General features: G+C 32.7%; 20 protein-coding genes and 1 pseudogene. 11 read left to right on the forward strand and 10 right to left on the reverse strand.

Annotated features, from left to right (window positions below; translation table 11 throughout):
• Positions 1-214 (forward strand): annotated as a pseudogene (locus tag AB8B90_RS05310) (hypothetical protein); the annotation flags it as partial.
• Positions 215-293: 79 nt separating this feature from the next.
• On the opposite strand, the gene AB8B90_RS05315 reads toward AB8B90_RS05310, so the two are convergent.
• The 10 genes from AB8B90_RS05315 to AB8B90_RS05360 all read right to left on the reverse strand — a co-directional run bounded on the left by AB8B90_RS05315 (position 294) and on the right by AB8B90_RS05360 (position 8177).
• Positions 294-623 carry a T9SS type A sorting domain-containing protein gene (locus AB8B90_RS05315; RefSeq protein ID WP_405334411.1) on the reverse strand — a complete coding sequence of 110 codons (330 nt, stop codon included), beginning with the start codon at positions 621-623 and terminating at the stop codon, positions 294-296.
• Positions 624-764: 141 nt separating this feature from the next.
• The gene (locus tag AB8B90_RS05320; RefSeq protein WP_405334413.1) at positions 765-2612 is read right to left on the reverse strand and encodes a CotH kinase family protein; all 1848 of its coding nucleotides are present in this window, start codon (positions 2610-2612) and stop codon (positions 765-767) included.
• 7 nt (positions 2613-2619) lie between these two features.
• Positions 2620-3291: an SCO family protein gene (locus AB8B90_RS05325; RefSeq protein WP_405334415.1), complete on the reverse strand. Its 672-nt coding sequence runs from the start codon at positions 3289-3291 to the stop codon at positions 2620-2622.
• Positions 3278-3826: a toxin-antitoxin system YwqK family antitoxin gene (locus tag AB8B90_RS05330; RefSeq protein WP_405334418.1), complete on the reverse strand. Its 549-nt coding sequence runs from the start codon at positions 3824-3826 to the stop codon at positions 3278-3280. The genes AB8B90_RS05325 and AB8B90_RS05330 overlap by 14 nt, the downstream gene beginning before the upstream one ends.
• A gap of 43 nt (positions 3827-3869) precedes the next feature.
• On the reverse strand, positions 3870-4970 hold the full coding sequence (locus AB8B90_RS05335; protein ID WP_405334420.1) for a YHYH protein: 1101 nt from the start codon (positions 4968-4970) through the stop codon (positions 3870-3872).
• Between the two features lie 172 nt (positions 4971-5142).
• Positions 5143-5430 (reverse strand): EF-hand domain-containing protein, encoded by a 288-nt coding sequence (locus AB8B90_RS05340; protein ID WP_405334422.1) that lies wholly within the window; start codon positions 5428-5430, stop codon positions 5143-5145.
• A 126-nt stretch (positions 5431-5556) separates the two neighbouring features.
• Positions 5557-6084: a Spy/CpxP family protein refolding chaperone gene (locus tag AB8B90_RS05345; protein WP_405334424.1), complete on the reverse strand. Its 528-nt coding sequence runs from the start codon at positions 6082-6084 to the stop codon at positions 5557-5559.
• Between the two features lie 12 nt (positions 6085-6096).
• Positions 6097-6408, reverse strand: coding sequence for a hypothetical protein (locus tag AB8B90_RS05350; RefSeq protein WP_405334426.1), 312 nt, complete (start codon positions 6406-6408; stop codon positions 6097-6099).
• Between the two features lie 39 nt (positions 6409-6447).
• Positions 6448-7026, reverse strand: a complete 579-nt coding sequence (locus AB8B90_RS05355) for an RNA polymerase sigma factor (RefSeq protein WP_405334428.1) — start codon at positions 7024-7026, stop codon at positions 6448-6450.
• Positions 7027-7178: 152 nt separating this feature from the next.
• Positions 7179-8177 (reverse strand): YHYH protein, encoded by a 999-nt coding sequence (locus AB8B90_RS05360; protein WP_405334431.1) that lies wholly within the window; start codon positions 8175-8177, stop codon positions 7179-7181.
• Between the two features lie 254 nt (positions 8178-8431).
• Between AB8B90_RS05360 and AB8B90_RS05365 the strand changes: the two genes are divergently transcribed.
• The 10 genes from AB8B90_RS05365 to AB8B90_RS05410 all read left to right on the forward strand — a co-directional run bounded on the left by AB8B90_RS05365 (position 8432) and on the right by AB8B90_RS05410 (position 24856).
• Positions 8432-9646 carry an RsmB/NOP family class I SAM-dependent RNA methyltransferase gene (locus tag AB8B90_RS05365; protein ID WP_405334434.1) on the forward strand — a complete coding sequence of 405 codons (1215 nt, stop codon included), beginning with the start codon at positions 8432-8434 and terminating at the stop codon, positions 9644-9646.
• Positions 9647-9653: 7 nt separating this feature from the next.
• Positions 9654-11558 (forward strand): endonuclease, encoded by a 1905-nt coding sequence (locus tag AB8B90_RS05370; RefSeq protein WP_405334437.1) that lies wholly within the window; start codon positions 9654-9656, stop codon positions 11556-11558.
• A gap of 165 nt (positions 11559-11723) precedes the next feature.
• Positions 11724-15392 (forward strand): phosphoribosylformylglycinamidine synthase, encoded by a 3669-nt coding sequence (gene purL / locus AB8B90_RS05375; protein WP_405334440.1) that lies wholly within the window; start codon positions 11724-11726, stop codon positions 15390-15392.
• Positions 15393-15457: 65 nt separating this feature from the next.
• Positions 15458-16264, forward strand: coding sequence for a DUF6597 domain-containing transcriptional factor (locus tag AB8B90_RS05380; protein ID WP_405334443.1), 807 nt, complete (start codon positions 15458-15460; stop codon positions 16262-16264).
• A gap of 260 nt (positions 16265-16524) precedes the next feature.
• The gene (locus AB8B90_RS05385; protein WP_405334446.1) at positions 16525-18300 is read left to right on the forward strand and encodes an AMP-dependent synthetase/ligase; all 1776 of its coding nucleotides are present in this window, start codon (positions 16525-16527) and stop codon (positions 18298-18300) included.
• A gap of 98 nt (positions 18301-18398) precedes the next feature.
• On the forward strand, positions 18399-18800 hold the full coding sequence (locus AB8B90_RS05390; protein WP_405334449.1) for a hypothetical protein: 402 nt from the start codon (positions 18399-18401) through the stop codon (positions 18798-18800).
• Between the two features lie 156 nt (positions 18801-18956).
• A complete protein-coding gene (locus AB8B90_RS05395) occupies positions 18957-19412 on the forward strand; it encodes a MarR family winged helix-turn-helix transcriptional regulator (RefSeq protein ID WP_405334451.1) in 456 nt (151 codons plus the stop codon).
• 1 nt (position 19413) lies between these two features.
• Positions 19414-21822 carry a 3-hydroxyacyl-CoA dehydrogenase/enoyl-CoA hydratase family protein gene (locus AB8B90_RS05400; protein WP_405334453.1) on the forward strand — a complete coding sequence of 803 codons (2409 nt, stop codon included), beginning with the start codon at positions 19414-19416 and terminating at the stop codon, positions 21820-21822.
• A gap of 5 nt (positions 21823-21827) precedes the next feature.
• Entirely contained in the window at positions 21828-23021 is a 1194-nt protein-coding gene (locus tag AB8B90_RS05405; RefSeq protein WP_405334456.1) for an acetyl-CoA C-acyltransferase, read from the forward strand.
• Positions 23022-23047: 26 nt separating this feature from the next.
• Positions 23048-24856, forward strand: coding sequence for an acyl-CoA dehydrogenase family protein (locus AB8B90_RS05410; RefSeq protein ID WP_405334459.1), 1809 nt, complete (start codon positions 23048-23050; stop codon positions 24854-24856).
• The last annotated feature ends 41 nt before the right edge of the window (positions 24857-24897 follow it).

Raw genomic sequence — 24897 nt, forward strand, 5'->3', positions numbered from 1 at the left:
AACCATTAGTGATACCGAAGCTAAAAATGCATTAAACGATTTATTAGCTTTTGAAAAAGAGCAACAAGAACTTAAAGCAGACCTCGTAGAAAATTTATTAAAAGTGATTCCAGCTAAAAAGATTATCGCATTAATGAAAGTCGAACGTGAATTTGATAAAAAACTACTTGAGCGTTTAAAAGAGTTTAAACATAAACGAGCAAAACAAAATTAAAAAGAAAAGCTCCACAATCTTGTGGAGCTTTTCAAATCAATAAAAAAACTATCAATCAATACTTTTTTTTATAGTTAATCTAATTCCTTATCACCTTCAAAACATTACTTTTATTTACATTCAATACATATACCCCTTTTGAATAAGACGTTAAATCTATTTCTAATCGGTTTGTACTTTGCAAACTATTTTCAAATAATAACTGTCCTTGAATGTTATAAATAGCTATATACTCAATATTATGTTTCGAGTTTTCTAAAACAAAGATTCCGTTTGTTGGATTAGGATATAATTTCAAAGTATCACCAAAAACATAATCTTCAACTGAAAGAGACTCGTTATTAAAACCAAACGTTGGCTCTTGAATTACAAAATCTCCAGTTCCGTTAGGGTTTCTTGCGTAACCCATATCTTCTGTTTGTGCTCCAAAAGTTATATCTTCTATAATAGTTCCATCTGCGTAAGATAAAATAGCACTTTCACCACCAGATGAAAATTTTAAATCTGCATGTAATCCAACTTGTTCTTCATCTTTATCACACCATACTATTTAATACTCTCCAGGTGCCATTGTAATTCCTGTTGGAAATTGCCATGCTAATAAATCTGTTGGATCATCTGATAAATACAAATTATCTAAGCTTATCGTTTCTGAAGAATTATTGTATAACTCAACCCAATCATCATATTCACCATCTTGATCAGCAACAGTAGTAGCATTTGAGGCCATTAATTCATTGACAACCAAATCACCTACAGGAATTGTTGCATAAGTTGCATTAATTGAATAAAACTCATGCTCTGCTCTAGCTGGCGAAAAAGCACCTATGTTATTGTTTTCAGCATAAATATAATACTGGGTAAACTCTGCAGTAATTGAAAGATCTACACCATAAACACCATCATTTGCATTACCATCATTATGAGCACCATCATCAAACATTAATACTTTAGTAAACTGATCACGTATATCATTTCTAAACCCTAAGAAAACAGCATTAGTATTTGTATTAATTACATTTCCTGTAACTGTAATTGTTGTTCCAATTTCCGGACTTGAATTTGAAGACGAAACACTACTAATTTCAGGTTGCGTAACTGTAAAATCTGATAATGCAGAAAGATAATTTCCTCGAGCATTCATTAAATTTGTTAACCCAGAAGCTGTATTCATTCCTAAATTATAATCTGTATTTATATTACCTGTAAATTGAGCATACGAGTAAAACTTATTGTTATCAGCTTGAACCGAAAGATCAACGATGTTTTGAAAATCATTAGCTAATGTTAGATAATTTGAATTAGTGATTTGTTCAGTTAAAATTGTTTTGTAGTGAGCTAGATACATTTTCTTATAGGTAGGAACAGCTAAAAGCTTCGACATTAAAGGAAAGTTATTATCTGTGTCGTGTAATAGATGATCCATTTGTGATTTTGCAGTGGTATTATTTAAATTTCCACCACCACCTGGACCAGGACCTCCTCCACTGGCACCTGTCATTCCGAATGTACCAAAAGACATATTTAAATCCCAAACTACGGGATTAAATCGTCCGTTATCATCTTTGTACAAATAATAATTTTGCTTAAACAATCCAATATAACTATCTAAATTAACCAATACATTATCAAAAGCTAACATCCATAAAGCGCGATCAACATCTAATACAGTTTCAATATTCGCAATATCATTGTTAAGAATGTTTGTTAATTCAATTAATTCATCCCAATGTGCAGCTGCAACTGTTGGATCTGTTTCATCATCAGATTTAATCTCATAAGCATCTTCATAAAAAGAACTAATACTTCCTAAATATGCTAAGTTTGGAAAATCATTTGACTGTGGTCCCGCTCCTGCTGGAGGGCTACAACTAAAAAAAGCGTTATCGTTTGATCCAAAATGATTATTGACAAACTTTTTTGAAATAGATTCTACATTTGTATACAATCCTATTAAATTACCATTAACATATACATTAGCGTAATTAGATTGAGGTGCATGCATATAGTTTCTTGCGATATCATAAGACACTGTTTCTCTAACAAATGAAGGATCAAAAATGACATTAGATAATTTTAAATCTGTAGTGCCTTGATAATTTTGATCAACATAAGTATCTAATTCTATGTGAAATGGATTTTTAGTTTGATTTGGGTTATAAGAACTATTCCCTTTATACTTCACACCTACTTGGTTAAATACAGTACCATTTATTGTTACAGAAGCTGCTTCAGTATAATTGTTATCACCAGCTTTCTCTGCGTCTAATAATGCATCCCAATTAGTCTGAGTAAAGACAATTTCAATAGTTTGAACAGTATTAATGTCGTATAAATCTTGCGCAATTAAACTATTTATAAAACATAGCGATAATAAAAATGTAATTGTTTTTTTCATTTGATTATTAGTTAAAATTTTCGTTTTGTAGTGTTTTTACATCAGCTATAAGTTGTTGAACAGCTGTTTTGTTTAAACCATTATAAATTCCTCTAATGTGACGGTTTTTATCGATTAGAATAAAGTTTTCGGTATGAAGAAAATCGTCTTCAGTTTTATCAACTCCTAAATCTTCTTCAGCGAAATAGGCTTGTCTACCCAAGTCATATATTTGTTTTCGGTCTCCAGTAACTAAATGCCATTTTTCGTTATTTACACCTTTAGTTTCTGCATAACGTTTTAAAGTTGAAACAGAATCGGTTTCAGGAGTTACAGAATGTGACAATAATAAGATATCATTATCATTAATAAATTCGTCTTGTAACACCATCATATTAGCTGTCATCTTTGGACAAATACCAGGACATGTCGTAAAGAAAAAATCGGCTATATAAATTTTATCTTCAAATGTTTTTTCAGTAATTTCTTGTCCTAACTGATTAACTAGACTAAAATTTGGTATGCTATGAATAATGTCAGCTTCCTCCCCATCAGCTTCTAACCAATGAGGCGTAAATGTTGCTTCCTTATAAAATGGCAAAGCAGCTACTCTACTTGTTTTTTCTATAGTCGAAGATTCTTTGCAATTAAAAAAACTTAGCATTAAAAAAAAACCTACTATGTATTTAATATTGAACATTTTCATCTTCTAATTGATAGCATAAGTTCGCACGTTTTAATCCGAAGATTCTTCCGTTTTTTGCTTCATAATTATTGTAAATCTTACCGTTTTGACGCCAAGCTTTTTGCATACCTTGTTCTTGTCCGTTAACGATTGTCATTTCTTTAAATTTGACACCCGACTTATACCATTGTCTCTGAATACCATTAACAATTCCATTTTTGTAATTAGATTCAGAGCGCAAATTTCCATTTTTCCACCAAGTTTTGGCTTTACCTTCTTGAAGTCCATCAACATAATTCGCTTCAAAACTCAAGCTACCGTCTGGAAACCATTTTTTATAATGACCATGTCGTTTCCCTTCGCTATATTGAATAGATTCAACTTTTATAGTTTCTTCATAAAATCTAATAGACGTTCCATTAAAAGGTTTATTAGTATGATACATTAACCCTAAACTAGGTTTTAATTCTAACTCACTTTTATGGACTGAAATAGTTTTATTGACACTTATATTTACGTCATTATAAGCCATATCAATTTGTCTTTCCATTTTACAGGAAACCATAAACAACAAACACATAAGGAATGTTATCTTATTGAATATTACTTGGTGTGCCTTGATAATCGCCTGGAAATAAAATATAAAACTGATTTAAGTATAATTCATTTTGTATGTGGTAATGATATTGCGAATTACCTTCACTATGCTGTGTAGTACTAGTATGACCACCTGAAGCATCTAAATCTGTTGGGTAATTATTAGTTGAATTACATTTTCGACCGTAAAGAAAAAAACCGTCAGCAATAACTCCAATTAACGCATCATCATCATCAGACCATGCTTTAGTTTCTAAATGATAGTGATAACTTTGAGGCCCAGTATGTGCAGCGGTATAATCTAAAGATCCTACAGCTCCATCTAAAGGAATATTTGGTCCTTCTTCATCATTATAAATCATAGACCCAGAGACTGCAATACCAATTGGACCTAATCCTGTTGATGTAGAATTTGAAGCCAATTGTGGGTTTGCTGAAATGGTCAAAGAATAGCTTCCATTAAAATCATCGATATTACCTGGAGCCATCATTTGATATGAAGTCAATGTTGGTTCAACAAATAAAGGATGATTAACTGTTGTATTCTCATTAGTACATAATTCTGGTCCCATAGGAGGCTGAGCGCATCTTTCTGTAGTATTTGACCAGTAAGGAGACGTATGATTAGGCAGTCCGTTACTTTCGATTACTACATTTGAGCCACTTAACATAATGTCAGTATTATTAGAATCAAATTCTGCAAAAGCTAAGTGTAATGCAATAGTCCCTGTAGTTGTAAAACTAAATCCAGAAGTCGTAGTTCCTCCATTTTCATCAGAAGCAGTGATAACCCCTGTGTATGATGTTGCTGAGTTTAAACCCGTTAAATCAAATGATAAATTTGTTAGACCGGAAACGATAGAATTTCCTTGTAAACTTATAGCATAAGCTATTGCATCATCTTCTGGATCTGTAGAGGCTGTCCAATTTAAAGATGCTCCAGTATCTACAATATTACTTACAGTAACAGTAAAAGCTGTAGGTACCTGATTAGCAGTTCCGCCATCATCATTTCCAGAGTCATCGTCACCAGAACATGCATAAAAAGCAGTAGCCATTGATATAACTAACGCTAGTATTTTTAAAGAATTTTTCATTGATTATAAGTTGATTTATTAGTGTTGAATAATTTTAGATGTCTTTTAAATTAAAAACTTGCGTTGGGAATAAAAAAAGCGCTTAACTTCTCTATTTTAAGCGCTTCTCAAACAACCAATTAAAATCATTAAATTTTAGGACTAACTCAAATTTCTATTTCTCTAAGGGTTATTAATTACGATCTCTTCTTTTTGGCTTAGGTGCTTTTTTAAATTCTTCTTCTGTAATGAAACCATCTTCATTAGTATCTACCTCTGCAAATACTTCTTTCAATGGACCTTTAATTTCTTTTTTAGAAAGTTTACCATCTTCATTAGAATCCATATCCTTTAGAAGTTGAGCGAATGTTGGTGGCTTTTTCCTATCACTATTATTTCTTGGTTGTCCAAATAGACTATTTGACATGAATACTGTTATTACAGTTAAAATGACTAAAGTCTTTAACGGGTTACTTTTCATAATTTAAATTGTTACTGTTATACTCATTTAGATGTCTAATCTCAAGATAACTTGTGCTTAAAATTGTTAAATAAAGCACAAAAAAGATATTGAATTTACATGAAAGACTTTTATTGGCAAAAATATTTAATTATGTCTAGGAGGTGGTTCATGACCATCATTACCCCTTGGAGGAGGCGGTCTATTTCCTTCTCTTCTTCTGTCAGGTGGTGGTGCGCCATTACTATTTCTGTGAAGTGCGCCTTTTAACAACCTACTAAACTGTTCTCTTTGATTATCATTGCATAAACCATGTATCGCATTGAAATGGTGAAACAATTCCAATTCTTTATTCTTTGTTATTTTTCCAAGTTGATTTGTTAATGAATCAACAACTGATTCATTAATTGTGTCGTCAGAAAATCTACTAAACAATTCATCTTTCACTTCTTTTTCTCCATCTAAAATCTGTCGCATTCTTCTATGATGCTCAATTTCTAATGCTTCAAATTTTTGCTTTTGAGTATCATCAAATTTTAACTCTCTTACAATAAAATTTTCTTGTTTTCCTTTTGTTTTTTTATGAACTGGTTTTCCTAAATAATTCATTAAGAAAAAACCATTGACTACAATTAAAAATATCAAAAGAATATATAAGGCTAGATTTTTCTTCATCACTTTCATCATTTAATTAAATAAAGTTTCGTATTCATTTACTGCCAAGCTGTAATTTTGAGCAAATTCATCGATATCATTAGTCGCTGAATTAGTATCTAATTTCATAAATGCAAAAGCATTCAAAACTATAAACACCATTAGAGTAGCTAATTGTAATTGTGGTGTAAACCAAGACCAAATACTTTGCTTCTCTTCCTTTTCAGAAAACATAAGCTGTAAAGTTTTATCCTTAAAAAAAGGAGAAACATGTACGTCTTGAATTCTAGAACCACTTTCTAAAGTAGCATTTATTTCTTTCGATATGTTCATATTTGATTTCATTGTTGTCTCTTTAGATGTTATTATTAAAAAAAACTTGCGCTATCTATTATTTTTATAAAAATGTTCTAATGTGTTCTGTAAATTTTTCTTAGCTCTAAACATTAATGATTCAACAGCTGATATACTCTTTTCAGTTATTTCACTAACTTCTTGATATGACTTACCATCAATTTTATGTAGTGTAAATGCTATTCGCTGTACCTCTGGCAAACTATTAATTGCTAAAAACAAAGTTTCGCTTTTTTCTTTGTTTTCTAATATAATTCCAGGGTGATTCATTTCTGTGAAATAATTAGTTCTATCAATTTCAAAATGATCTCCAGATAAAGATTGCAAAAAAGCTAAACGCTTTTTTGTATTTCGTTTTCTAATAAATTCTAGACATTTATTAGTAGTGATTTTATAAATCCATGTAGATAGTTTCGATTGTCCTTTAAATTTAGAGATTGAATTAAATACTTCAACAAAAACATCTTGAGCAATATCTTCAGCATCTTCTTTATTCGGCACAAAAGACAAGCAAGTTCCATATACTTTATGTTGAAAATCGTCAAGTAGTTTTGCATAAGCTTCTCTACTCTTGTTTTTTAACGCTTCTATAAATTCGATTTCTGTCAAAAACTAGTTAAATTTTACGATGTATAATTTAGATGCTTTTCAGAATAAAAACTTGCGATACAGATTTTATTTAATATTAAGCTAAGTTTTATGCCATGAAGAAAAAAATGACATTAAAACTAACAACATAAGAAAATTTCATTTAAATTCTTCTATTGAAACATAAATCCATTTACTGCCGCAACACCTTTTAAACATTTCGGAACATTAGGAGCTTCAGTATTACTCGCCACATAATGATAAACTCCATCAGGATATTCTGCAGTAACAGCTATAATTCCTCCGCATTCATCTAAACCTGAAGGTTCAGTTTCATAAGTGTAAATAGGAAATCCATCTTTTGCAATACCAATTAGTTTGCTACCAGAAACTTGATTAACTAATGTACATGAAACTTCTGTAATTCCATTAGACACTAAAACTTCATTCATGGCTTCTGATATAAAATGCAAATGATAAAATCCTTCAGGATTATAATGACCTCCACAAGGATCTATTGCTGGAATATTACCAACTCCAATCTCAGGACCATCAACCACAGATGGTGGATCTCCGTGAATTGAAATACCATTAATTGAAACACCAATAAATTCTTCTATAGCAATTAAAGAACTATTTGAAGCCAAAACTGGAACCTTAGGTATTAAATAAGTAAATTCTAAGTTATCATTTGAAACTGGTTCTAAACAATATGAAAACCCTCCTGGATTTGGCGGACCAGACAAGTCATTAATAAATATATTTCCATTATTGTCTGTAATATTATAGCCATCTGTTTCCATAGCACTAAACAAACCAGCATCAATAACTTGAAAACCTGGATTTGTGGCTCCATCATAAAACCCAACTCCAGCAATATCATTTATAGTTTCAGGACAAAATGGACCATTAATAATCGGATTACTTGAAAACACTAAACGATAACACTCTCCTATTGAACCATCTTCTAAAGTACAGTCAACTGTTTCAAAAGTTAGTAATGTAGAAGAATTAAAAAACGACTCTTGAATTAAATCATCACTCATAATATCAGTATCATCAGTTGAGTCATTATCATCACTACTATTACATGCCGATAATGTTAGCATTAATAAGAGCAATTTAAAACCGAATTCTTTTAGGTGATTTATAGTTACTTTGTATATTTTCATTTTAACTATTTTAAATTATTATAGTTCTTTCACAAGTTATAAAAACATGACCAAGTTAACAATACCTATTTAAAGTCTTACTAATTTAATTAAAAAACTGGGCTAACATTTTAATGGCAATATAATTTGAAACTAAATTGTATTAATATATGGAAATATAAAGCTTTACTAGTTTTTCTTAAATCATAACACTTTCATACAAACACTTCAATATCTCAACTTTTAATGTACCTTTGCATGCTTAATTTTTTATAATGCGTTTACACAGAAATTTATGCTTTGCAGTCATTGATGGTTTAACACTAATCTTTAATGAAGGACATTATGCAGATAAAGTAATTCAACACCTTCTTAAACGAGATAAACGTTGGGGAAGTCGTGATCGTGCTTTTGTTGCTGAAACCACTTACGATATCGTACGTTGGAAACGTTTATATGCTGAAATTGCAGAAGTTAAAGCTCCATATGATAGAGATAATATTTGGCGTATTTTTGCAGTTTGGGCAACGCTTAGAGGCATTAAATTACCTGATTGGAAATATTTCGAATCTACTCCTACACGAAAAATAAAAGGCCGTTTTGATGAATTATCTAAAATTAGAAAATTCAGAGAATCTGTACCAGATTGGATGGATGATTTAGGCGTTAAAGAATTAGGTGAAAGCCTTTGGACAAAAGAAATCGCAATGCAAAATCAACAAGCTGATGTGATTTTGAGAGTTAATACTTTAAAAACGACCAAGAAAGATCTTCAAACCAAATTACAATCTGAAGAGATAGAAACTGAATTTTTACCTAACCATCCTTCAGCATTAAAGTTGAAAGAGCGTGCTAATGTATTCAAAACTGAAGCTTTCAAAAATGGCTGGTTTGAAGTTCAAGATGCATCATCTCAATTGGTGGCCGATTTTTTAGATGTTAAACCTGGAATGAAAGTGGTCGATGTTTGTGCAGGTGCAGGTGGAAAAACACTTCATCTGGCGTCACTCATGGAGAATAAAGGTCAAATTATCGCTATGGATATTTACGAAAGTAAATTAAAAAAACTCAAAGTAAGAGCGCGAAGAAATGGTGTGCATAATGTAGAATTAAAAGTTATTGAATCTACAAAGCCTATCAAAAAATTACATGGCAAAGCAGATCGATTGTTAATTGATGCACCTTGCTCTGGAATAGGTGTTTTAAGACGAAACCCTGATTCTAAATGGAAACTTCAGCCTGAGTTTATTGAAAATATTAAAGATACTCAAACTCAAGTATTACAACAATACTCGAAAATGGTAAAACCAGGAGGTAAAATGGTCTATGCGACATGCTCTATCTTACCATCTGAAAACAAACAACAAGTTGACAGTTTTTTAACATCTGAAGAAGGAAAAGAGTTTACCTTTGTAAAAGACAAAAATATTTTTGCTCACAAATCTGGATTTGACGGATTTTATATGGCATTGCTAGAAAAGAAAAAATAATAATAGAATGAAGCATTTTTACACTTTATTAATTACACTCATTACAGTAACTGCTTCGGCACAAATTCCTGCAGGTTACTATGACCATGCCACTGGTAGTGGTTATACTCTAAAAACACAACTGAAACGAATTATTAATAACGTCGACGATCCTGAAATCAACAATTCTGTTGAAGAAGAGCACAATCCACAAACCTATAATTCACTTCACGGTTTTAATGCCAACTACGAGAGAGACTTTTATTACGAGACAAATGGTAACAATACCATTTTAGATATGTATTCAGAAAACCCTAATGGTTCTGATCCTTATAACTTTTCTCCTGTTTCTGATGAATGTGGTAATTTTAGTAGTGAAGGTGATTGTTATAATAAAGAACATGTAATTCCTCAGTCTGTATTTGGTTCTCAAACACCAATGTATAGTGACGCACATCATTTAATTCCAACGGATGGTCGTGTGAATGGATTTAGAGGAAACTTTCCATTTGGTAGAGTTGATGACAATCAATTGTTATCTCAATCTGGTATTTCAAATCCTACTCAAAACGGTTCAAAAGCTGGAGACAATCTAAATAGTGGTTATTCAGCTGGTTATTCAAATACTGTATTTGAACCCATTGATGAATTTAAAGGTGATATTGCTCGTATTTATTTTTACTTTGTAACACGTTACGAAGATCAGATTTCTGCATGGTCATCGTATGATATGTTTGATGGAAGTTCTGACAAAGCTATTGCAGATCCTTTCTTAAATATTCTTATTACGTGGCATCAAATGGATCCTGTGTCACAAAAAGAAATTGACAGAAATAACAATATCTATTATAATCATCAAAATAATAGAAATCCATTTGTAGACAATCCAGGATTTGTAGCTTTAATTTGGGATACAACACCAGATACTGAAGCTCCTTCTGACCCAACAAACTTGGTGGCATCTAATCCAACAGATAACAGTATCGATTTAAATTGGACAGCTTCAACCGATAATATTGCTGTTGCTTCGTATGATATTTATGTTGATGGAACAAATACATTTAATTCAACAGATACATCCTTTACAGCTACAGGATTATCACCAAATACAAATTACTGTTTCACAGTTAAAGCAAAAGATAATTCAGGAAATGAGTCTGGTTTTAGTAATCAAGATTGCGAAACGACAACTGACAACGGAAGTTCTGGTGGTGACATTGATATTTTCTTTTCAGAATACATTGAAGGTAGTGGCAATAACAAAGCATTAGAAATCGCAAACTTTACTGGAACCTCAGTAAGTTTAGCTCAATACACAATTAAACTTAATGCAAATGGTGGCAGTTCTTGGGGACCAGCTTTACCATTTCCTAGTGGTGCAAACATAACTAATGAAGATGTTTATGTAATTGCGAACGGTGGATCTACAATTTGTACTGATGAATCTGATTATTTAAATAATGACATGACGTCGTTCAATGGTAATGATGCAATTGGCTTATTTAAAAATGATATTCTTATTGATATTATAGGTGTATTCCAGAGTAATGCAACTTTTGCAGAAAACACCACGTTAGTTAGAATACCCACTGTTGATAGACCAACTACGATTTTTGATATTAATGAATGGGATTCTTTTCCATCAAATAATTGTGATGATTTAGGTATTCATGACCAATCACTTAGTCTTAATGATTTTAGTTTAGAAGCATTTAAAATTTATCCAAATCCAGTTAAGAATGTTCTTAATATAGAACTTAATTCAGCTAAAGAAACACAAATTGAAGTCTATAATGTTTTAGGAAAACGTGTTATTGCAAGAACAATTTACACTTCTTCAACAATACAAACATCAAATTTATCTAATGGTATTTACATATTGCGAATAACACAAGACAATATATCCGTAAGTAAAAAACTTATTAAAAACTAAAAATCATCACACGATAATAATTAAAGACCAACGTATAATTTTATGTTGGTCTTTTTGGTTAATAACAACGTGAATAACTCAGAATATTCAAACATATAATATGCTTTAAATACGTTGAAAAAAAGTAAATTTGTGCTTTAATTTTTCAACACAAATCAAGACATAATGATTCATTTCTTCGGAAACCAAAATAGCAAGGTATTTGCTGTTCAAGCAACAAAAGAATTATCAACTGAAACCATCTCAAAACTGGTATGGCTTTTTGGCAACCAGCCAAAAATAGAACAAGCATCTCTAGATGCTTTTTTTGTTGGACCAAGAACAGCCATGATAACTCCATGGAGTACAAATGCTGTTGAGATTACTCAAAACATGGGAATAGAAGATATTCTTAGAATTGAAGAATTCAAAACTGTATCAGAATCTTACAACGACTATGATACAATGATTCTCGAAAAATTTAAAGGATTAGATCAAGCTATATTTACAATACATATAAAACCCGAAGCGATTCAAAATATTGAAGATATTTCAGCTTATAATCAACAAGAAGGTTTAGCGCTTAGTTCCGAAGAAATAGAATATCTAGAAAGTATTTCAAAAAAAATTAATAGACCTTTAACCGATTCAGAAGTATTCGGGTTTTCTCAGGTCAATTCAGAACATTGTCGTCATAAAATTTTCAATGGAACATTTGTTATAGATGGTGAAGAAAAGCCAATATCGCTTTTCAAAATGATTAAAGAAACATCTAAACAAAACCCAAATAATATTGTTTCAGCCTATAAAGACAATGTTGCCTTTATAAAAGGTCCTAAAGTAGAACAATTTGCACCTAAACGCGCAGATATTCCTGATTATTACACAACCAAAGATTTCGAATCTGTTATTTCTCTTAAAGCTGAAACTCATAATTTCCCTACAACAGTTGAACCTTTTAATGGTGCTGCTACAGGTTCTGGTGGAGAAATTCGCGATCGTCTTGCAGGAGGAAAAGGCTCACTTCCCCTAGCAGGTACTGCTGTATATATGACATCTTATTCTCGGTTAGAACAAAATCGTCCTTGGGAACAAAAATTCGAAGCAAGAGATTGGTTATATCAAACACCAATTGACATATTAATTAAAGCATCAAACGGTGCTTCAGATTTTGGAAACAAATTTGGACAACCTCTAATTTGTGGTTCTGTACTTACATTCGAACACAAAGAAAACGACAGAAGATTGGGGTATGACAAAGTTATCATGCAAGCTGGTGGAATTGGTTATGGAAAAGCAGAACAGGCATTAAAAGACATTCCAAAAACTGGAGATAAAGTTGTTATTCTAGGTGGTGAAAACTATCGCATAGGAATGGGAGGTGCTGCCGTTTCATCTGCAGACACAGGACAATTTTCATCTGGCATTGAATTAAACGCTGTTCAACGTTCTAATCCTGAAATGCAAAAACGTGCCGCAAATGCAGTTCGTGGTATGGTCGAAAGTGATGAAAATCACATTGTTTCTATACATGATCATGGAGCTGGAGGACATCTAAATTGTCTTAGTGAGCTTGTAGAAGACACCGGAGGATATATCGATTTAGATAAATTACCTATTGGTGATCCAACACTTTCTGATAAAGAAATTATTGGCAACGAATCCCAAGAACGTATGGGATTGGTAATTGCAGAAAAACATCTTGAAACCTTACATAAGATTGCTGATAGAGAGCGCTCTCCGATCTATGATGTTGGAGAAGTAACAGGCAATAATCGATTTACTTTTGAATCTAAAACCAATGGAAATAAGCCTATGGATTTAGCATTGGAAGATATGTTTGGGAGTTCCCCAAAAACTATAATGACTGATAAAACGGTTGATAGAAATTATGGACAAATCACGTATGATTCAGATAACTTTTATGAGTATTTAGATCAATTACTTCAGCTCGAAGCTGTAGCTTGTAAAGACTGGTTAACCAATAAAGTAGATCGCTGTGTAGGTGGAAAAGTGGCTAAGCAGCAATGTGTTGGCACTTTACAAATACCTCTAAACAATGTTGGTGTGATGGCTTTAGATTACAAAGGCAAAGAAGGGATTGCAACATCTATTGGTCATTCTCCAATTTCAGGATTAGTAAACCCTGAAGCTGGAAGTAGAAATAGTATCACTGAAGCCTTAACAAATATTATTTGGGCACCATTAAAAGACAATTTGGAGTCCGTTTCGCTTTCAGCTAATTGGATGTGGCCTTGTAAAAACGAAGGTGAAGATGCACGTTTATATGAAGCTGTTAAAGCAATTTCTGAATTCGCCATAGATTTAGGTATTAATGTTCCGACAGGCAAGGATTCTTTATCAATGAAACAGAAGTATCCTGATGGTGACGTCATTTCTCCTGGAACAGTTATAATTTCTGCTGCTGCAAATTGTAATGATATTACAAAGGTAGTTGAGCCTGTATTTCAAAAAAACGCTGGCGACATCTATTACATTAACCTCTCCCAAGATAACTTTAAATTAGGTGGGAGTTCGTTTGCTCAAATATTAAACACGATAGGAAGTGATGTTCCAAATGTGCAAAACGCATCTTATGTAAAAACTGTTTTTAATACCATTCAAAACCTCATAAAAGACAATAAAATCGTTGCTGGTCATGATGTAGCGTCGGGTGGTTTGATTACCACTTTATTGGAGCTTTGTTTTGCTGAAAATAATCTTGGTGCAGAGTTAGACCTGTCTGCTTTAGAAGAGAAAAATTCTTTTAAAATATTATTTGCTGAAAATTCTGGGCTGATCTTTCAGTCAATAGACAATACAATTGAAGCTGCTCTTTCTGATGCAAATATTGAGTTTTATAATATTGGAAAAGTGACAACTTCTGATGTTTTAAGCGTAATTAACCACAATGAAGTTTTTACCATGACCATATCTAGATTAAGAGATATGTGGTACAAAACCTCTTTCCTACTCGACCAAAAACAAACAGCAAATGGTTTAGCAAAAGTGCGTTATGAAAATTATAAAAATCAGCCACTGACTTATAAATTCCCTTCGCACTTTACTGGAAAACTACCTGACTTTTCCAGCTCAGACCAGAAATCTCGCCCTAAAGCCGCAATTCTACGTGAAAAAGGATCTAATTCAGAACGTGAAATGGCAAATGCTATGTATTTAGCTGGTTTTGATGTGAAAGATGTTCACATGACTGATTTAATTTCTGGTCGTGAAACATTAGAAGATATCCAGTTTTTAGGAGCAGTTGGTGGTTTTTCAAATTCTGATGTTCTAGGTTCTGCTAAAGGTTGGGCAGGCGCTATAAAGTACAATGAAAATGCAAATAAAGCCATTAAAAGTTTCTTTGAAAGAAAGGACACTTTATCTATTGGAATATGTAATGGTTGTCAATTATGGATGGAACTAGACCTCATAAATCCAAATCACGACACTCATGGAAAAATGATTCATAACGACTCACAAAAACACGAAAGTAGTTTTACATCTGTAAAAATTCAAGAGAACAATTCTGTGATGCTTTCAAGCCTGGCAGGAACTACACTAGGAGTTTGGATTTCTCATGGTGAAGGCAAATTCAGTTTGCCTTATGAAGAAAATAAATATGATATTGTTGCAAAATATGGATACAACTCATATCCTTCAAACCCAAATGGATCAGATTTTAATACAGCAATGATGTGTGACGCAACAGGAAGACATTTGGTGACTATGCCACATATTGAACGCTCGACATTTCAGTGGAATTGGGCAAATTATCCTAATGGAAGAAAAGATGAAGTATCGCCATGGCTGGAAGCCTTTGTAAATGCTCGTAAATGGATCGAGAATAATTAATATTATCCTCTAAAAATCTAATAATTAAAATTAATGTATTATTTTACCTACAAATAATCCATTAAATGACCCTCAACTATTTTGACCATAGTCCAGTTTCAAATATTATTGAGGAATACTACGAATTAAAATTTAGCAAAAAAAGTGTTCCTTTCGAATCTACTGTACTTCCTATTGGCAATACACATATTACCTCTGTTTTTTATGGTAAGCAAAAAGCAATTCTTAATAAAGAAGAAATGCCTTTAAATGGCATTATTATTAGTGGTCAGTTCTTCAGGTCCTATCAATATCATATATCAAAAGCATCTCATTCTTTCGGAATTAGTTTCCATCCGACTGCGCTTTATAAAATTTTAAATACTGATATTTCTGAACTCTATAATAAACACCTTCATTTATCCCAATACAACGATTACTTATTTAAACTTATAAGTCCAATATTGGGAATTAGTAAACCTTCAGAAACAATTATAAAGGAATTAAATGAGCTATTCCAAAATATAGATTTAACAATTAATAAAAGCACAAAAGAAATAGATATAGCAGTCGCAATTATTAAAGATAAAGAAGGACTTCTAAACATTCAGGAAATTTTAGATCAAATCAAAATTTCTCAAAAAACATTAGAAAACCATTTTAAAAAAATTGTAGGTCTTACGCCTGGAAAATACACACATCTTTATAGGTTTTTAAAGCTAATGCGAAAATATGAAAGTGGAGAAATCGACTTGAATGACTTGATTCATATGTATGATTATTATGATCGGTCGCATTTTACCAAAGATTTTAAATTATTTATGCAACAATCTCCTAAAGATTATTTTAATACCAACAACCCTCTACTAAATGAATATCTAAAAAAACAATAATTGCGCTTTTTTACAACAAAACATCAGCTATTGTTCTTATTTTTATAAGCTATTTATCTGCTATTATTAAGATCAATTTAATTATAGGGTTATATTTAAGTTTTTTAGTTAGTATTAATTTTAGAGAGATAAATTTATATAAAGGAGCTATTGTCATTATAGCTCCTTTTTTTGTTTACTATTAAATGTTAGCGATACGTTATTGTATTTGTGATATCTTCATTTATTGACTATTTTGCATATCCTAACAAAATTTTCTAATGACAGAAGTTACACGACTATTTGATTTTCCTTACTACCAACTAGAAAATAAACCTAACGCATCTGCTTTAGTGACAAAATATGATGGAAAATGGATTCCAACATCTACGCAAGAATATCTTGATAAAGCAAATGCTGTTAGCAGAGCTCTTTTGAAATTAGGTGTTAAAAAAAATGATAAAATTGCTATCATTTCAACCACTAACAGAACTGAATGGAATATCATGGATATTGGTATCCTTCAAATTGGAGCACAAAATATCCCTATCTATCCAACAATTTGTGCAGAAGACTATGAATATGTACTTAACCATAGTGAATCAATATATTGCTTTGTATCTGATGAAGAAGTCCTAGAAAAAGTAACAAAAATTAAAGCAAACACTAACATAAAAGAGGTTTTCTCATTTAATCAAATTGAAGGCTGTAAACATTATTCTGAACTATTTAATATTGGTGAAGACCAAAGCAATCAAAAAGAAGTTGAAGCACGTAAAGCAAATGTAAAACCAGAAGATTTAGCAACAATAATTTACACATCTGGAACTACTGGAACACCAAAAGGTGTCATGTTATCACATCATAACATCACAAGTAACGCTATAGATAGTGTACCAAGATTACCATTAATTGACGGTGAAACCAGAGTGCTCAGTTTCTTACCTATTTGCCATATTTTTGAACGTGTGCTTATATATATATACCAATATGCTGGCGCAAGTATCTATTTTGCTGAAGCGCTTGACAAGATTGGTGATAATGCCAAAGAAGTTAAACCACATTTAATGAGTGTTGTTCCGCGATTACTTGAAAAAGTATTTGATAAAATTATGCTCAAAGCAGATGATTTATCAGGTATTAAACAAAAATTATTTTATTGGGCTGTTGAGCTAGGAGAACAATGGGAACCTTATGGAGCTAATGGAGCTTGGTACGAATTTAAATTAAAAATCGCTAACAAATTAATCTTTAGCAAATGGAGAGAAGCTCTTGGAGGTGAACTATCTACTATGGTATCTGGAAGTGCCGCATTACAACAAAGACTATCTAGAGTATTTTCTGCTGGTGGTATGCAAATCATGGAAGGCTATGGTCTTACAGAAACATCTCCTGTCGTTTCTGTTGGAATGTATAGAGATAAACATTTTAAAGTTGGAAGTGTTGGGAAACCTATTCGTAATGTAGAAGTTAAAATTGCTGAAGATGGTGAAATTTTAATCAAAGGTCCGAATGTTATGATGGGTTATTATAAAGATCCTGAAAAAACAGCAAGTGTCATGACTGGTGATTACTTTCATACAGGCGACAAAGGTGAAATTGATATAGAAGGATTCCTAAAAATCACAGGACGTAAAAAAGAAATGTTTAAAACCTCTGGAGGTAAATATATTATTCCAACCCTTTTAGAAAACGAATTAAAACAGTCTTTATTTATTGAGCAAATCATGGTTGTTGGTGAAGGTGAAAAAATGCCAGCAGCAATAATTCAACCTAACTTCGAATTTATTAGAGATTGGATTGAGCATAAAGGACATAATGTTGGTTCATCTGAAGCAGATATTGCATCTTCGGAAATTATTATGAACAGGATTCAAAAAGAAGTTGATAAATACAATCAACGATTTGGTAAATGGGAACAAATTAAAAGATTTGAACTTACTCCTGAAGCTTGGACAATTGATGCAGGTCATCTTACGCCTACAATGAAAATGAAGAGAAGCGTGATTAAAAACATTTATCAGAGTCTTTATGATAAGATTTACAGAACTTCATAGATTATCATATTTTTAGTTATTACGAACTATAATTGAGAATTTTTTATTTTTTGTGTTAAAAAAAGTATATTTATATACTAACTAACACATTTTATAAAATGAACACAAAGACTTTTTTAATTTCAGGTCTAATTGGTGGTATTGTCGATTGGCTTTTAGGTTGGCTTTTTTACGGTATTTTATTAGCAGATTTTTTTCCTCAACCAAATGAATCCACAAAAACAATGGTTTGTATTTTAGCTGGATGTCTAACGTTTGGTTTTTTCGTATCCTATATCTTTAACAGATGGGCACAAATATCTACAGCATCCACAGGCGCAAAAGCTGGTGCTGTGATAGGTTTTTTCATGGGTTTAAATGCAAGCCTTTTTAATATGGCTTTAGTAAAAGGAGTAACATATAAGATGTTCGCTGTAGACCTTTTAGTGTCAATAATACTAGCTATTATAGTTGGTGCAGTTATTGGAGTTCTCAATGGAAAATTAAACCCTAACAATTAAAAACATCTAAATCCATAAAAAACGCTTCATATAAATTGAAGCGTTTTTTATATCTACATTTTCAACTAACTCAATTTACTATGCATGCATAATTTTTTCACAAATACTATGCATGCATAGTATTTTTTGTTATATTTGGTCTTCAAATTTTTCTAAATGAAAGACAAAACTATAGATTATGTGCTAAGAACCACATGGTTAGCTGTTAATAAAATGTACAATGAAGAGGCTTCTCAATTCGGTACAACAATGGCTACAGGGTTTGCTTTACTTAGTATTGATCCTGAAAAAGGAACACCATCTACCTCTTTAGGCCCAAAAATGGGAATGGAAGCTACAAGTTTGTCTCGTACTTTAAAAACTATGGAAGAAAAAGGTTTAATTATTCGTAAACCAAATCCTGAAGATGGACGAGGTGTATTAATACATCTAACCGAGTTTGGAAGAGAAAAAAGAGATTATTCAAAAGAAAAGGTAATCACCTTCAATGAGGCAATTAAAGATAATGTTTCTGAAGATGAACTCATCAATTTCTATAAAGTAGCAGAAATCATTAATAATATGATTTCAAATAAGCAGATTTACAACCAAAAAGAACACACATTAAAATAAAATGAGCAAACGAAGAATTAAAAAAATAGCCATTATTGGTTCAGGAATTATGGGAAGCGGTATCGCTTGTCATTTTGCTAATATTGGAGTTGATGTCTTATTACTTGACATTGTTCCTAGAGAACTTAATGATAAAGAAAAAGCTAAAGGTTTAACTTTAGATGACAAAGTAGTAAGAAACAGATTGGTTAATGATGCTTTATCTGCATCAATAAAATCTAAACCTGCTCCACTCTATCATTCATCTTTTAAAAACCGAATTACAACTGGTAACCTAGAAGATGATATTGCAAAAGTAAAAGATGTAGATTGGATTATGGAAGTTGTTGTGGAACGACTTGACATTAAACAACAAGTGTTTGAGAAATTAGAGCAACACAGAACTCCAGGTACTTTAATCACCTCTAATACTTCTGGTATTCCAATTAAATTCATGAGTGAAGGTCGAAGTGAAGATTTCCAAAAACATTTCTGTGGAACACACTTTTTCAACCCTGCACGTTATTTAAAATTATTTGAAATTATTCCAGGTCCAAAAACAGATAGTTCTGTTCTTGACTTTTTAAACGGATATGGTGAACAATTCCTAGGAAAAACTTCTGTAGTCGCTAAAGACACACCTGCATTTATAGGTAACAGAATTGGAATTTTTAGCATCATGAGTTTATTTCATGCTGTAAAAGATTTAGACTTGACTATTGAAGAAGTTGATAAATTATCTGGACCAGTAATTGGTCGTCCAAAATCTGCAACTTTCAGAACTGTAGATGTTGTTGGTTTAGATACTTTGGTGCATGTTGCAAACGGAATTAAAGATAATTGTCCAAATGATGAACGTCATGCCTTATTTCAATTACCAGATTTCATCAATACCATGATGGAAAATAAATGGCTAGGTAGTAAAACTGGACAAGGCTTTTACAAAAAGCATGTTTCTGCTGAAGGCAAAAAAGAGATTTTATCTTTAGATCTTAACACTTTAGAATATAGAGGAAAGCAACGAGCGAAATTTGCAACATTAGAATTAACTAAAACTATTGATAAGGTTGTAGACCGTTTTAAAGTATTAGTTAAAGGTAAAGACAAAGCTGGTGAATTTTACAGAAAAAGTTTTGCAGCATTATTTGCTTATGTATCAAACCGTATTCCTGAAATAACAGATGATTTATACAAAATTGATGATGCTATGAAGGCAGGATTTGGTTGGGAACACGGTCCTTTCCAAATTTGGGATGCAATAGGAGTTGAAAAAGGAATCGAAATCATGAAAGCTGAAGGTTTAGAACCTAATGCTTGGGTAAATGATATGTTAGCTTCTGGAAGTTCATCTTTCTATTCGGTTAAAGATGGTGCAACATATGCTTATGATATCCCGAAGAAATCGCAAGAAAAAATACCTGGGCAAGATAGCTTCATCATATTAGACAATATTAGACAATCAAATGAAGTCTTTAAAAACTCAGGAGTCGTTGTTGAAGATTTAGGTGACGGGATTTTAAATGTAGAATTCCAATCTAAAATGAACACCATTGGTGGCGATGTGCTTGCTGGATTAAATAAAGCGATTGATTTAGCCGAAAAAGATTTTGATGGATTAGTTGTCGGTAACCAAGCTGCAAACTTCTCTGTTGGCGCAAACATCGGAATGATTTTCATGATGGCAGCAGAACAAGAATATGATGAGCTTAATATGGCTATTAAATATTTCCAAGATACCATGATGCGCATGCGCTACTCTTCTATCCCAACTATCTCTGCTCCTCACGGAATGGCACTTGGTGGTGGATGCGAATTGTCTATGCATGCTGACAAAGTTGTAGCTGCAGCAGAAACTTACATCGGACTTGTTGAGTTTGGTGTTGGAGTGATTCCTGGTGGTGGAGGTTCAAAAGAAATGGCTTTGAGAGCTCAAGATATATTCAAAAAAGGTGATGTAGAATTAAATGTACTTCAAGAATATTTCTTAACCATAGGAATGGCTAAAGTAGCAACTTCAGCTTATGAAGCTTTTGATTTAGGAATACTTCAAAAAGGGAAAGACATCGTAGTTGTTAATAAAGATAGACAGATTGCTACAGCCAAAGCACATGCTAAACTTATGGCTGATGCTGGTTATACAGAACCTGTAAAACGCAAAGACGTAAAAGTACTCGGTAAGCAAGCATTAAGTATGTTCTTAGTTGGGACAGATTCTATGGAAGCGAGTCACTACATTAGTGAACATGATAAGAAAATTGCCAACAAATTAGCATACGTTATGGCTGGTGGTGATTTATCTGAACCTACTCTAGTAAGTGAACAATATTTATTAGATCTAGAGCGTGAAGCCTTCTTATCACTTTGTACAGAGCGCAAAACTTTAGAAAGAATTCAGCATATGTTAAAAACTGGAAAACCTTTAAGAAACTAAGAAAAATGAAACAAGCATATATAGTAAAAGCATATAGAACAGCAGTTGGTAAAGCACCTAAAGGTGTGTTCAGATTTAAAAGAACTGATGAATTGGCAGCAGAGACCATCAAATATATGATGAAAGAGCTACCTGATCTAGATCCAAAACGTATTGATGATGTAATCGTTGGTAATGCTATGCCAGAAGGTTCTCAAGGACTTAATATGGCTAGACTTATCTCTCTAATGGGATTAGAAGTCATTGATGTCCCAGGAGTAACAGTGAATCGATTTTGTTCTTCTGGTGTTGAAACAATTGGAATGGCAACAGCAAAAATTCAAGCTGGAATGGCAGATTGTATCATTGCAGGTGGAGCTGAAAGCATGAGTAGCGTACCAATGACAGGTTTTAAACCAGAATTGAATTATGATGCTATCGTAAAGGCTGGTCATGAAGATTATTATTGGGGAATGGGAAATACAGCTGAAGCAGTTGCCAATCAATTTAAAGTCTCTCGTGAAGATCAAGATGAATTTGCTTATAATTCTCACATGAAAGCCTTAAAAGCGCAAGCTGAAAATCGTTTTCAAGATCAAATTGTTCCAATAGAAGTTGAACAAACTTACATAGACTCCAACGGAAAAAAAGCAACTAAATCTTATACAGTAACTAAGGACGAAGGTCCAAGAAAAGGAACTAACAAAGAAGCTTTAGCAAAATTAAGAGCTGTTTTTGCAGCTGGAGGAAGTGTTACAGCTGGTAATTCGTCACAAATGAGTGATGGTGCTGCCTTTGTAATGGTTATGAGTGAAGATATGGTTAAAGAATTAAATCTTGAACCTGTAGCAAGAATGGTGAACTATGCAGCTGCTGGTGTTGAACCTCGCATTATGGGAATTGGTCCTGTTAAAGCTATTCCTAAAGCATTAAAACAAGCTGGATTACAACAATCTGATTTAGGTCTAATTGAACTTAATGAAGCTTTTGCTTCTCAGTCTCTTGCTGTTATTCGAGAATTAGATTTAAATCCTGATATCATCAATGTAAATGGTGGTGCAATTGCACTTGGTCATCCTCTTGGTTGTACTGGAGCAAAACTCTCTGTACAATTATTTGATGAAATGCGTAAACGTGACATGAAAGGTAAATATGGTGCAGTAACAATGTGTGTTGGTACTGGTCAAGGTGCCTGCGGCATATTTGAATTTTTAAATTAAAAAGAACTTAATACAATTATAATACAATGGAAGCAACTGAAAAAGATATCATACGTGGAGGACAATTTTTAGTGAAAGAAACAAAATGCGAAGACGTATTTACTCCTGAAGATTTTTCGGAAGAACAGAAAATGATGAAAGATGCGGTTATAGAATTTAATGACCGTGAAATTATTGCACACAAACCTCGTTTTGAAGCTAAAGACTATGCCTTGACTGAAGAAGTTATGCGTAAAGCAGGAGAACTTGGTTTCCTTGGTGTAGCAGTTCCTGAAGCTTATGGCGGATTAGGAATGGGATTTGTATCTACATGCTTGACATGTGATTATATTTCTTCTGGAACTGGTTCTTTTAGTACTGCATTTGGTGCGCATACTGGAATTGGTACCATGCCAATAACGCTTTATGGTACAGAAGAACAAAAACAAAAATATGTGCCTAAATTAGCATCTGGTGAATGGTTCGGAGCATACTGCTTGACTGAACCTGGAGCAGGCTCCGATGCAAATTCTGGAAAAACTACTGCTGAACTTTCTGCAGATGGGAAATCATACAAAATCAACGGACAAAAAATGTGGATATCAAATGCAGGCTTCTGTAGTTTGATGATTGTTTTTGCTCGTATTGAAGATGATAAAAACATTACAGGTTTTATTGTTGAGTACGATGGGGAAAATCCAAACGGAATTACTCTTGGTGAAGAAGAGCACAAACTAGGTATTCGTGCAAGTTCAACACGTCAAGTATTCTTTAACGATACTGTTGTTCCAGCAGAAAATATGCTTGCTGGTCGTGGTGAAGGTTTTAAAATTGCTATGAATGCACTTAATGTTGGTCGTATTAAATTAGCAGCAGCTTGCTTAGATTCTCAAAGACGAATTTTATCTATTGCTGTAGACTACGCTAATGAACGTAAACAGTTTAAAACACCTATTGCAGATTTTGGAGCTATTAAAGTGAAGTTAGCACAAATGGCTACAAGTGCTTATGCTGGTGAATCTGCAACATATAGAGCAGCAAAAGATATTGAAAATAGAATCGCCATTCGTGAAGCTGCTGGAAATACACATCAAGAAGCAGAACTTAAAGGTGTTGAAGAATTCGCAATTGAATGTTCTATATTGAAAGTTGCTGTTTCTGAAGATGTACAAAATTGTGCTGATGAAGGCATACAAATCTTTGGTGGAATGGGATTCTCTGAAGAAACTCCTATGGAAGCAGCTTGGAGAGATGCTCGTATTGCCAGAATTTATGAAGGAACTAATGAAATTAACAGAATGTTATCTGTTGGTATGCTTGTTAAAAAAGCAATGCGAGGTCACGTAGATCTTTTAGGTCCTGCAATGAAAGTACAAGAAGAATTAATGGGAATTCCTTCGTTTGACACACCTGACTATTCTCAATTATTTTCTGAAGAAAAAGCTATGGTTGCTAAACTTAAAAAAGTATTCTTAATGGTTGCAGGTGCTGCTGTTCAAAAATTCGGACAAGATTTAGAAGAACACCAACAATTATTAATTGCTGCAGCTGATATCTTAATCGAAATCTACATGGCAGAATCTACCATTTTACGTACTGAAAAGAATGCTAAACGTTTTGGTGAAGATAATCAAAAGGTTCAAATAGCAATGTCTAAGCTGTACTTATATAATGCTGTAAGTATTGTAGAAGGTAAAGGAAAAGAAAGTATTATTTCTTTCGCTGAAGGTGACGAACAGCGTATGATGCTAATGGGACTTAAACGTTTCACTAAATATCAAAACTATCCTGACATCGTAGATTTACGTAACGAAATTGCAGAAAAAGTAAAAGCAGAAAACAAATACTGCTTCTAAAATATGTTTAGTTATCTACCTATTTGAGTGCATTCTTTAAG

The sequence above is a fragment of the Psychroserpens sp. genome, assembly GCF_045105015.1.
In the GTDB taxonomy this organism is placed as follows: domain Bacteria; phylum Bacteroidota; class Bacteroidia; order Flavobacteriales; family Flavobacteriaceae; genus Psychroserpens.